Source organism: Clostridium sp. C2-6-12, from assembly GCF_009928485.1.
In the GTDB taxonomy this organism is placed as follows: domain Bacteria; phylum Bacillota; class Clostridia; order Clostridiales; family Clostridiaceae; genus Clostridium.
Genome location: NZ_JAABNP010000001.1, coordinates 159,034 through 170,681, shown reverse-complemented (window position 1 = coordinate 170,681; position 11,648 = coordinate 159,034). Strand labels below are relative to the sequence as shown.

General features: G+C 28.7%; 10 protein-coding genes. 4 read left to right on the top strand and 6 right to left on the bottom strand.

Annotation, left to right across the window (positions count from 1 at the left end; genetic code table 11):
• Window positions 1–22: 22 nt before the first annotated feature.
• Genes sufD through sufC form a run of 3 tightly spaced genes read right to left on the bottom strand, consistent with a single transcriptional unit; the run spans window position 23 to window position 3,307 of the window.
• The gene (gene sufD, locus GXK56_RS00770; RefSeq protein WP_160683988.1) at window positions 23–1,120 is read right to left on the bottom strand and encodes a Fe-S cluster assembly protein SufD; all 1,098 of its coding nucleotides are present in this window, start codon (window positions 1,118–1,120) and stop codon (window positions 23–25) included.
• 9 nt (window positions 1,121–1,129) lie between these two features.
• Complete coding sequence (gene sufB / locus GXK56_RS00765) at window positions 1,130–2,539, bottom strand: Fe-S cluster assembly protein SufB (RefSeq protein ID WP_160683553.1); 1,410 nt, start codon at window positions 2,537–2,539, stop codon at window positions 1,130–1,132.
• A 15-nt stretch (window positions 2,540–2,554) separates the two neighbouring features.
• A complete protein-coding gene (gene sufC, locus GXK56_RS00760) occupies window positions 2,555–3,307 on the bottom strand; it encodes a Fe-S cluster assembly ATPase SufC (RefSeq protein WP_160683550.1) in 753 nt (250 codons plus the stop codon).
• A 352-nt stretch (window positions 3,308–3,659) separates the two neighbouring features.
• Here sufC and GXK56_RS00755 point away from each other — a divergent pair, with 352 nt between their 5' ends.
• Entirely contained in the window at window positions 3,660–4,055 is a 396-nt protein-coding gene (locus GXK56_RS00755; protein WP_160683547.1) for an Rrf2 family transcriptional regulator, read from the top strand.
• A 207-nt stretch (window positions 4,056–4,262) separates the two neighbouring features.
• Here the strand turns inward: GXK56_RS00755 and GXK56_RS00750 are convergent, their stop codons facing one another.
• Entirely contained in the window at window positions 4,263–5,531 is a 1,269-nt protein-coding gene (locus tag GXK56_RS00750) for a methyl-accepting chemotaxis protein (protein ID WP_160683544.1), read from the bottom strand.
• A gap of 532 nt (window positions 5,532–6,063) precedes the next feature.
• On the opposite strand from GXK56_RS00750, the gene GXK56_RS00745 reads away from it, so the two are divergent.
• Window positions 6,064–7,257 (top strand): pyridoxal phosphate-dependent aminotransferase, encoded by a 1,194-nt coding sequence (locus GXK56_RS00745; RefSeq protein ID WP_160683541.1) that lies wholly within the window; start codon window positions 6,064–6,066, stop codon window positions 7,255–7,257.
• Window positions 7,258–7,310: 53 nt separating this feature from the next.
• On the opposite strand, the gene GXK56_RS00740 is transcribed toward GXK56_RS00745, so the two are convergent.
• On the bottom strand, window positions 7,311–7,844 hold the full coding sequence (locus GXK56_RS00740; RefSeq protein ID WP_160683538.1) for a putative ABC transporter permease: 534 nt from the start codon (window positions 7,842–7,844) through the stop codon (window positions 7,311–7,313).
• A gap of 236 nt (window positions 7,845–8,080) precedes the next feature.
• On the opposite strand from GXK56_RS00740, the gene GXK56_RS00735 reads away from it, so the two are divergent.
• Window positions 8,081–8,830, top strand: a complete 750-nt coding sequence (locus GXK56_RS00735) for an MBL fold metallo-hydrolase (RefSeq protein WP_160683535.1) — start codon at window positions 8,081–8,083, stop codon at window positions 8,828–8,830.
• A 475-nt stretch (window positions 8,831–9,305) separates the two neighbouring features.
• Window positions 9,306–10,508, top strand: a complete 1,203-nt coding sequence (locus GXK56_RS00730) for a DHHA1 domain-containing protein (protein WP_160683532.1) — start codon at window positions 9,306–9,308, stop codon at window positions 10,506–10,508.
• Between the two features lie 204 nt (window positions 10,509–10,712).
• Here GXK56_RS00730 and GXK56_RS00725 read toward each other — a convergent pair whose 3' ends face one another.
• Window positions 10,713–11,612 carry an alpha/beta hydrolase gene (locus GXK56_RS00725; RefSeq protein ID WP_160683530.1) on the bottom strand — a complete coding sequence of 300 codons (900 nt, stop codon included), beginning with the start codon at window positions 11,610–11,612 and terminating at the stop codon, window positions 10,713–10,715.
• Window positions 11,613–11,648 lie beyond the last annotated feature (36 nt).

Genomic DNA, 11,648 nt, shown 5'->3' with positions numbered 1-11,648 from the left:
CTTTTTTTCAACTTTATCTAACTTATTGATTTTTTAATTCCCAGTCTACACGTTCCAATATTTCTTCTATAACATCATTATTACCAATTGAATCTATTATTGGATTAAAGGCTGCTCTAACAATTACAATTTTAGCTTCATCATAGCTTAAGCCTCTAGACATCAAGTAGAACAATTTATTTTCATCAATTTTTCCTGAAGAAGCAGCATGTTCTCCTGATACATCATCTTCTGAACATAGTAGTATTGGCATTGCCTTTGCTCTTGCTTTTTTTGAAAGCAACATACAATATTCATCTTCTGCACCAACACTCTTAGAGGCACCTGTCTTAAAATCTAAAGTTCCCTTAAAGGCCTTTTTTGCTTCCCCTTGAAGAGCCCCTTTTACATTTATATTAGATTTACTCATCTTTCCTTTATGTGTAATAATGTAATTAATATCAATAACCTTATTTTTGCTTCCTAAATATATTGAATTAACATTTGAAGCTGCTTTATCACCAATTAAGTCTCCATGATAGTTATAAACACTATATTTTCCACCAAGATCTATAGATACAAAATCTACCTTTCCCTCTTCTTCAATATCAGAAACATTTGAATCAAAATGAGCTATATTATCATTTAAGAAATTCACTTTAGTCAATTTTATTTCACTGTTTTTCTTTGAAAATACTGTACAAATTCCATTATGATAGCCAGCTGCATCATCTAAAGATTTATATTTTACTATAATTGATGCCTTTGAATTTTCTTCACCAATTATAATTAAATTATCTACTAAGGAACTATTGTCTTTATCAAAATTGAATTCTATTATTATTGGTTCATCTATAACTTGATCTTTTCCTATTGTTATTAAATAACCATGATCAAAATCTTCTTTACCTTGCTCTATAAGCTCTTCACTAACTCCATATTGAAATTCTTTATATAAAGGAAGTATTTTGTCTTTTTCTAATTTTTGAATATCAACGCCATCTGCACCTTTAATTTCAACATTCTCAAAGTTTCTCATTTCTTCAATATTTAATTCACCAAGGCTTATATCATTAATATTAACCCAGCTTTTTGTTCTTATTGGAGTTTTATTTAAATTATTAAATTGTATAGCCTTCATTTTCTTCACCTACCCTATGCTTCCTTCTAGTTCTATGTTGATTAAATTATTCATTTCTACTGCATATTCTAATGGTAATTCCTTTGAAATAGGCTCTACAAAACCTCTTACTATCATTGATTTTGCTTCATCTTCACTTATTCCTCTAGTCATAAGATAGAAAATAGATTCATCGCTTATCTTACCTATTTTTGCTTCATGCCCAATTTCAACATCATCATTTAATAAATCTATTACAGGAATTGTATCTGATTTTGATTTATTATCAAGCATTAGAGATTCACAAGATACCATAGACTTAGAATTATATGCATTTTCAGTTACCTTTAATACACCTCTATAAGTAGCTTTTCCACCATTTCTAGAAATTGATTTTGAATTTATAGTTGAAGAAGTGTTTGGTGCAGCGTGTATAACCTTTGCTCCTGTATCTAAGTTTTGTCCCTTACCTGCAAAAGATACTCCTGTAAATTCTGCTCTTGCTCCTTCACCTTTTAAAATACTCATAGGATATAGCATTGATATTTGTGAACCAAAGGAACCTGATACCCATTCTATTGTTCCATTCTTTTCAACTATTGCTCTCTTAGTGTTTAAGTTAAGCATATTCTTTGACCAGTTTTCTATAGTGCTGTATCTTAAAGTTGCCCCTTCTTTTACATAAAGCTCAACACAGCCAGCATGTAAGTTTGTAACACTATATTTAGGCGCTGAACATCCTTCAATAAAATGAAGTGTTGCTCCTTCATCTACAATGATTAATGTATGTTCAAATTGTCCTGCTCCAGGTGAATTTAATCTGAAATAAGATTGAAGAGGAATATCTACATTAACACCTTTAGGAACATACACAAAAGATCCACCAGACCAAACTGCTCCATGAAGTGCAACAAATTTGTGATCATTTGGTGTAACGCACTTCATAAAATATTGCTTAACTAAATCTTCATGTTCTCTTAAAGCAGTTTCCATATCAGTATAAATAACACCTTGTTTAACTAAATCTTCTTTTATACTATGATAAACTACTTCTGAGTCATACTGTGCTCCAACTCCAGCAAGGGATTTCTTTTCAGCCTCTGGAATTCCAAGTAAGTCAAAAGTTTTCTTAATATCTTCAGGCACTTCATCCCAAGAACCTACTAAACTGCTCTTTGGCCTTACATAGGTTACAATATTGTCCATATCCAAAGCTTCTAAGGATGGTCCCCAAGTTGGCAATTTTAATTTATTATATGTTTCTAAAGCTTTTAATCTAAAGTCCCTCATCCATTTTGCTTCATTTTTTTCGTCTGAAATAGTTTCAATTATATCCTTTGTTAATCCCTTTTCAGACTTAAAACTAAAGCTGTCTTCATTTTTAACATCATAGATTCCTCTGTCCATTTCCTCTATATAAGTCTTTTTCTTATTTTCCATCTTATTTCACCACCTTTATATAACTAAATTTTCTTTAAAAGATTCATATCCCTTTTCTTCAATTTCACGAGCTAAACTTCCATCTCCAGTCTTAACGATTCTTCCATCAACTAATACATGAACGTAATCAGGGTTTAAATTTTCTAATATTTTTGTATTATGAGTAATTATTAAGACTCCATTATCTTCATTCGAGAACATTTTAATACCTTTAGAAACAATTCTTATGGCATCAACATCTAGCCCCGAATCTGATTCATCTAAAATTGCTAGCTTAGGATTTAAAGTTAACATTTGAAGTATTTCATTTTTCTTCTTTTCTCCACCTGAAAATCCTACATTCAAATATCTACTTGCATAGCTTTCATCCATTTTTAATTCCTTCATATTATTTTGTAAATCTAAATTGAATTTAAAATGTTTAAGCACATTTCCATCTGTAGTTCTCTTTGCATATTTCAAAAAATTCTCTACTGTTATTCCTGGAATCTCTTCAGGATATTGAAATGATAAAAACAAACCTTTTTTTGCTCTTTCATCAGTTTTTAATTCATTGATGTTTTCTTCTTCGAATTCTATATCTCCACTTAGTATTTTATACTTAGGATTATTCAAAAGAGCATTTGCCAATGTAGATTTTCCTGCTCCATTTGGCCCCATTATTACATGAATTTCACCTTTATTTATTTCTAAATTTAATCCTTTTAAGATTTCCTTATTATCTGCTTCTACGCTTAAATTATTAACCTTTAATAAAATATCACTCATGGCTATTCTCCTATCTAAAATTATTTATTTCAACTTACTTAAATTTACAATTCACAATGTACTTGGTGCAAGTTATGGTTAATGGGCTGCAATCTTTAGTTAACTGGGTTCCATTCACAATTAACATATTACAATTGACAATGTTCAATCGCGGGATGAAATCTCTCAGAAACTCCTTTAATTTATGATGTTTAGTTAATATTACAACCTAATATTATTTTAAATTTAAAAGTGCATTTTAAATGCACTTTAATCTTAACACACACTTTTTTAATGTGCAATACAAATGCACATTTTAATTTCATTTTTTTATAGAATAGGTTATAATGTGTCTATGAAAGGATGTGGAAATGTGAACTTATCTAAGTTTTCGGATTATTCATTTAGAATTTTAATATATTTAGCTCATAATCAAGATAAATTGTGCACAGTTGAAGAATTAGCAGATAGTCTAAAAATATCAGAACACCATTTAAAAAAAATAGTTCATAGATTGGGCAAAACAGAATATGTGATTTCCAGTAAGGGAAGAAATGGCGGAATAAAGCTAGGCATGGATCCTAAAGATATTAATTTAGGTAAGATATTAATTATTACTGAAGATAGCTTAAATTTATCAGAATGTTTTTCTAGTGCAAAACATTCTTGTACTCCAAGCTCAGAATGTAAATTAAAAATTATATTATCATCTTCTATAAATTCCTTTATTGATGAAATTAGCAAGTATACTTTACAGGATATTATGTAAGAAGGCCGCGGCAGATCAATTGGCCATGTATCTACTAATAGTCTTAAACCTAATCTAATATTGTAACTTAACTAGAAGGTTAATTATAAATTGTAACACATATAATATGGTTGTTGAACGCCAAAGCTTGTTCAACAACCATATTTTTTATCATATATACTACTTTATAGCTAAATCCTTTGAAATCGCAACAACATCTAACTTTTTTTACAATTTAAATTTTGCAATTATACTACTTAATTCTTCTGCTTTGACAGCTTCTCTTGTTATAGTTTCTGCTACCTGCTTCATTGCAAGTGAAGTTTCATTTATTCCCTGTTGTATATTATGTGTACTGCTTGAAACCAATTCTGAATTTTTAGCTGTATCAGATATAGCCGCACTTACCTGTTCAACAGATGCATTTACCTGCTCAGACATTTCAGCTATTTTTCTAGACATTTGACTTACAAATTCACCATCTTCATTATATTGAACTGCAACGCTTCCATATCCATTTAGATCTTCACTTACATCAGTTTTTATGAATCCTAATATCTCTTTACTATTATCTGAAAGATTACCAAACGCAGCTTCTACTCTTTGAATAGTATTTTGAATTGTAACTACTGAAGAAGAAGATTCTTCTGCAAGCTTCCTCACTTCTTCTGCAACTACTGCAAACCCCTTTCCTGATTCCCCTGCCCTTGCTGCTTCTATTGCTGCATTTAAGGCTAAAAGATTAGTTTGTTCTGCTATAGCTGCTATGGAATCTGCCATTACCTTTATTTCTTCAACTACCTTTGATTCTTCAATAGCCTTTTTAATATTTTTTTCTTTTTCTTGATATACGTTTTTTGTATTTTCAATTGCTCTCTTACTATTTATTTCTACAGTTCTAGCTCTTTCTTTTATCTCAGTTGAATTTTTATTTCCTGATTCAGCTTTTGCTGCTAATTCTTCCATATTAGCAGTTACTTGTTGAATTGATGCATAAATTTCCTCTACATTTCCACTATTAGCTTGAGTCTTTGAATCTATCTTCTCAAATTCCGAATTTATTTCTTCAATGTTTGCCGATAATTCTTGAACTGTTGCAGATGCTTCTTCACTTAATGCAGATACATTGGTTGCATTATCAGCACATACTTTTATTAATTCCCTAAGATTATCTTGTGCTTTATTTAACGACATTCCAATCATCCCAAATTCATCATTTCTAGTAACTTTTATATCTGTTCCAATATCATATTTGCTCATTCTTTCAGCTAATGCTTTAATTTTTCTTAGTGGCTGCATTATCATAATACTTGTAAAAAACACTAAAATTGCAGTTATTATTGCTGAAACTACAATAGCTATAATTGCTGCATTTAAACTTGTTTTTATTGCTATTCCTACAGCAACTCCTATAGCTATTAAAACTGTAAATGCCACAAAAACCTTTGCTCTAATGGATAGGAAAATTTTAATTTCTTCTTTTACATCATTATTCATATAGTTTGTCTCCTCCTTCACCTTGCCCTCTATAAATATAATTTATTTTTATCTAATAAAAACATACGATAATAAATAAAATTTTATTGCTACGGATTATGATATATTTATGAATGTTTAGTTATATTATGCCATATTAGAATATATTTGCTTATTACACAATAGCATTTCTATTTTACCTTTTCAACTAGATTCATAGAATTTTTAGATAATATTAAGAATTCGTTAAATTCTCCAAATATGTTGAAAACGCTACCTTATATCCATACTATCATTCCATATCTTAATAGCATTTATAAATACATCATAATAAAAATTTCAAATTTATAATTAAAATAATAAACTTTATAATTCTTTATATCTTATTATTTAAAATATGATAAAATTATTCTATTACTAAAATATACATATATAAAAAAGTAGGTATGCCAGAATGCGGATCTTTTCTGAAATAAAAATCTCTTGATTAATAAAAAGTAAAGTGACGCAACTACTTTTATCCTACAAATTTTAAAAAATGGGGGCTAAAAATATGATATCAAATACTATGAAATCTCTTGTTTCAAATAGTTCTACTATAAGGGCTATGTTTGAAGAAGGAAAAAGATTATCTGAACTATATGGAGCAGAAAATGTTTTTGATTACAGCATAGGTAATCCAAACGTGGAACCTCCTAAAAGTGTGAAAAATGTTATAAATGAAATTTTAAATGAAGAAACTCCAAATCTTGTTCATGGATATATGAATAATTCTGGATATGAAGATGTTAGAACGGCTATAAGTGATTATCTAAACACTAAAAATGATTTAACTCTTTCTAGAAATAATATTGTTATGACTTGTGGAGCAGCTGGTGGATTAAATATAATATTAAAATCAATATTAAATCCAGAAGATGAAGTAATAACATTTTCACCATACTTTGGTGAATATGCCAATTATGTTAAAAACTTTAATGGTAACCTTGTAACGTGTTCTACTAACACTAATACTTTCGAACCAGACCTGGAAGCTTTAAATAAAATTATAAACAGCAAAACTAAAGCCATAATAATAAATAATCCAAATAATCCTACTGGTGTTATTTATTCAAAAGAAGTAATTCAATCTCTAGCAGATCTTCTTAATGAAAAGCAAAAAGAATTAAATACAACTATATATTTAATTTCAGATGAACCCTACAGAGAAATTGTCTATGATAATGTTGAAGTTCCTTGTCTTCTAAAATATTATGCTAATACCTTCATAGGATATTCTTATAGTAAATCCTTATCCTTACCTGGTGAACGTATTGGTTATGTTGTTATAAGCTCATTAATGGAGGACTTTGAAGAAATGGCTTCCGCTTTAAACATAGCAAACAGAATTTTAGGCTTTGTTAATGCTCCATCATTATTCCAAAGAGTTATTGGCAGAACTTTAGGTTCAGAAGTAGATGTTGATATATATAAGAAAAACCGTGACTTACTATATAATCACTTGATTTCACTTGGTCTCACCTGTGTTAAACCTGAAGGAGCATTTTATCTTTTCCCTAAAACCCCAATTGCAGATGATAAAAAATTCTGTGAGGATGCAAAACAATTTAATTTATTGCTCGTACCTGGTTCTACCTTTGGCTGTCCAGGTCATATGAGATTAGCTTACTGTATTTCATATGAGAAAATAAAAAATTCATTACAAGCTTTTGATAAATTGGCTGCTTTATATAATCTAAAAAAATAAACAAAAGGTACCTATCAAAAATATATTTTTGATAGGTACCTTTTCCATTTTAGTCATTCAATATTTGAATTATTAAAAGTTTTCTCTTCCTTGAGTTTTTGTAAAGTTAAAAATAAATCTATGATTAATACTATTAAAAAAAGAAAAGTTCCCATAAGTAAATTTTCTTCATATTTATCATAAAAAGTATATACAGCTGGCTGCAAAAAATGAATACCTATGTAACTAAGTCCAGTCCAATATATAGAAAACTTTATAGTTATAAAACCATGCAGATTGTATTTAAAATCAGAATAATCCCAATAACTTTCATCAAAAATATATTTAAGAGCACAACCACTTATATATTCAACTGTTGTTGGGATCAAAAAGCATAGTATTACTAACGGAAAACCTGTTATTCCTAATACTTCATTGCATAAAATTAAATATGTAAATGCAATACCATACATGGGCTTAAACGGACCATTTAAAAAACCATCTTTTTTTAGTTCTCCTGTGATTATAAAGCTATAAGCTTCTTCAATCCCCCAGCCTAAAAAAGAATATAGTATAAAATTGAATATTAAATAAATTATCAGCTCCATAAATTAACTTTCCTCCTTGATTTTTATTCCTATGCAATTCTTCTATTCCCTTGCAAATAGATTAATTTTCTTACTTTAAATTAAATTTAGTATTTTCATATTTAAACCTTTTTATCCAAACAATAAAATTTTTTATATTAATCTTATTGACAATTATTAATAATAGCAGTAAGATTAATACATCAATTAAATTGTATTCAATTAAATTTAGAAAAATTCTTAGGAGGAATGAATTTATGAAAGTATTAGCATTAAAATTTTATAAAAATGGGGAAATGAAAGAAGCCTTTGCATTTGGAGGTTCTCTTGAAAAAGAAAAGATTAACCCTGACAAAACATATCCATCAAGCTTACAAAATTATTTAATCGACACTGGAAAAGATGTAATTCTAGTTGATACAGGTCTTCCAGTTGAAACACCTGATTTTGAAAAGAAATCAGAACAAATGATATATACAGGTGAAAAAATCGCCGATTTTAAAGAAGCTTTAAAAGCTACAGGATATGATATAAAGGACATCACTAAAGTAATATTAACTCATAAGCATCCTGACCATGCTGGTGAATTAAGATTATTTGATCATGCAAAAATATATCTTTCTCACATAGAAGCAGATGCAATGAACTTAAATGGTGAGAATGTAGTTAAAGTTGATTTTAATAACGGACCATATAAGAATTTTGAAAAAAGTGAAATTATAAGCGAAGATATTATTATGATTCCTGCATATGGACATACTACTGGAAATTCATTAGTCTTAGTTAATACTGGGGATAAGCATTATATGATTCATGGAGATATAACTTATACTGATGAGGCTTTAAGACAAAATCAACTATCAGTAGTTTTTGAAGATAAAGACTTAGCTAGAGAAACTTTAAATAATGTTAGAACTTTCATAAAGGAAAATGATACAGTATATTTATCAACTCATACACCTGAAGGCGTGAACTCTTTAGAAAATAACATAATCATGAAATTATAATTTAATCTATAATGTCAACATTGAAATTTGCAACTTTTAGTATATAATTTGCGCCCTTTATAGATAGTATGTGACCCATTGTGATATTGAATTACTTTAAGTTAACAATAAATTTTTTCTCTTTTGCCATTGTTTTAAATAAATGTTGTTGGTTGCTTGTGTGGAAATATGCAGCTAACAAAAGTGATCTTGCGTACCTCTATAGATAAATGTTGTTATGAATATAATTTTTACAACAACATTTCTTTAAAACATAACAATAAGGAATCAAAATATTTATATAATTACCCTTTTAAATGCTAATATATAAATATTTTGATTCCATTATTTTTGCAATGAATTTAATTAACAATGCGTAGTTTACAGTCAACAATTAATTATGATTAATAATCTTCAATCTGTTATAATAAATATTGTTCAATTATTTATTTAAATAATAGTTAAATAGAAAACATTTCGTGGAGGAATATTACATATGGAAAAAATTTATTATGAAAATCAATATCTTAAAGAATTTACTGCTGAAATTGTTGATATAAAAGAAATTGATAACAGGTTTCACGTTACTTTAGATAAAACAGCCTTTTTCCCAGGTGGAGGCGGTCAAAACTGTGATCTTGGTACTATAGAAGATCAAAAAATTATTGATGTTTACGAAAAAGATGAAGTTATTTACCATGTAGTTGAAAAGAAACCTCTTAAAATTCATAGAGTGAAATGTGAAATTGACTGGGATAGAAGACGCGATGGTATGCATCAGCATTTAGCTCAACACGTATTATCAGGTTCCTTCTTTAACCTATTTAATGCAAATACTTTTGCAATACATTTAGGTAGTGATATAAGTACAGTTGATATTTATGGAGTTTTTACTGAAGAGCAAATAAGAGAAGCAGAAAGATTAGCAAACAAAATTATAGGTGATGCTATTCCAGTAGAATCTTTTATACCAACAAAAGCAGAATTGAAAAAACTAACCCTTAGACGTGCTCTTCCAAACACAGAAGAGGATATAAGAGTTCTTAGAATTGGAGATTTTGACATCAATGCATGCTGTGGTCTACATCCTGCATCAACACAAGATTTAAGACTTATTAAAATCAAAAGATTTGAAAAGCATAAAGAAGGAACGAGAATAGAATTTTGGGCTGGTGAACGTGCTGTTGCAGATTCATTTAAGAAAGATGAATTTCAAACTTCCATCTGCAGATATTTAAGCTGCAACGAAAATGAGGCTATCAATGGAATTAAAAATTTAAATGAGCGTCTTCGAGAAGCTAATGAACTTAACAAGAGTTTAAATATCTTACTTGCTAAATATCAAGTTAAAGAAATTCTTGAAAATGCAGACAAATTAAATAACAAAAAAATTATCAAACAAATATTTGATAGTGAAAGCTTAAAATATGTAAGCAGCCTTACTTCTAAGCTTGTTGAGAATGAAAACACTATTGCTTTAATGGCAGTAAAAGCTGATGATAAGGTTAATCTTATTTTTGCCTGCTCTAAAGATGTAAAAGAAATTAAAATGAATGACCTTTTAAAAGATGCTATATCTCTTATTGATGGTAAAGGTGGTGGAAGCCCTCTTCAAGCTCAAGGTGCTGGTAAAAACAACGCTAATCTTGAAAGTGCAATGGACTATGCTGTTAATAAAATAAAACAAACTTTAAATTAGACTATTACTTTCTATATAATAAGTACATTCTAACTATATCATTGTATTATTCATGTAATAATTTATTATTATATGAAAATACTTATTAATAATATTTATAAATAAGCTAAAGCCAGCTTTAGTTAAATCTTATTAATCTAAATAGGATTTTACAAAAGCTGGCTTCTAAAAATAAAAATCAGACCTTGAAAATTAATTATTCAACTAAGAATTTCTTATAATATCTATAATTTGTTCTCTTGCTTTCTTTGATTCTGGAAACATGAGAAGCGGCCATACATGAATCATTGATTCATATTCATAATAATCAATTTCAATTCCTTTTTTCTCTGCTATTTCTTTAAATCTCTTGGCATCTGGATATAATATATCATTTGTTCCTACAAATAAGCTAATTTTCCCAAGTCCAGTGAAATCACCATATATAGGGCTTGCTAAATAGTATTTTGATCCTTTTTCAGAAAAATACCATTTTCCAATTTGAGTTAAGGCAGTTAAAGCTAATATAGGATCAGCATTTTCTATTTGCTTTATTTCTGGATTAGTAAAAGACACATCTAATTCTGGCGATATAAGTATTATATTCCCAGGCTGTGGCAATTGCTTTTCTTTCAATAATTCTGCTAAAGCAAGGCTCATTCCTCCACCAGCTGAATCTCCCATTATCACTATATTCTTATCAAATGTTTTTAAAAGCAAGTTTTTATATATAGGAATAAGCATATCAAATATTTCTTTTCCATCATGTTTAGGTAACAAAGGATAAATTGGAATAGTTATTGTACAATTTAAAGCTTTTGACACCTTGGCTAAAAACGCCCAATGTAGTTCATTAATTTCATATACATATCCCCCACCATGAAGATAAAGAATTTGCTTTTCGGTAACTTTCCCTGAGGGCTTCATCACATAATAAAAATATTCGTTAATTGGTTCTTTTACTATATTAAATCTTTTTTTTAATATATTTGGCGGTTCAGGACTTTCAGCTAATTGCCTTCTTAATATATATTTTTTTAGTTCTTCACCAGTTAATTTCCACATCTTATTAAACTTGATAGTCTTGAGTATAAATTTAGCTATTTTACTTAAAATACTTTCCATAGTGCCACCCACTTTGTTCGGTTAAGAGTTATATAT

What these genes read in the sequence shown, in the direction of transcription:
- sufD (WP_160683988.1), bottom strand. Translation starts at nt 1,120, where the DNA reads ATGAAGGCTATACAATTTAATAATTTAAATAAAACTCCAATAAGAACA.
- sufB (WP_160683553.1), bottom strand. Translation starts at nt 2,539, where the DNA reads ATGGAAAATAAGAAAAAGACTTATATAGAGGAAATGGACAGAGGAATC.
- sufC (WP_160683550.1), bottom strand. Translation starts at nt 3,307, where the DNA reads ATGAGTGATATTTTATTAAAGGTTAATAATTTAAGCGTAGAAGCAGAT.
- GXK56_RS00750 (WP_160683544.1), bottom strand. Translation starts at nt 5,531, where the DNA reads ATGAATAATGATGTAAAAGAAGAAATTAAAATTTTCCTATCCATTAGA.
- GXK56_RS00745 (WP_160683541.1), top strand. Translation starts at nt 6,064, where the DNA reads ATGATATCAAATACTATGAAATCTCTTGTTTCAAATAGTTCTACTATA.
- GXK56_RS00740 (WP_160683538.1), bottom strand. Translation starts at nt 7,844, where the DNA reads ATGGAGCTGATAATTTATTTAATATTCAATTTTATACTATATTCTTTT.
- GXK56_RS00735 (WP_160683535.1), top strand. Translation starts at nt 8,081, where the DNA reads ATGAAAGTATTAGCATTAAAATTTTATAAAAATGGGGAAATGAAAGAA.
- GXK56_RS00730 (WP_160683532.1), top strand. Translation starts at nt 9,306, where the DNA reads ATGGAAAAAATTTATTATGAAAATCAATATCTTAAAGAATTTACTGCT.
- GXK56_RS00725 (WP_160683530.1), bottom strand. Translation starts at nt 11,612, where the DNA reads ATGGAAAGTATTTTAAGTAAAATAGCTAAATTTATACTCAAGACTATC.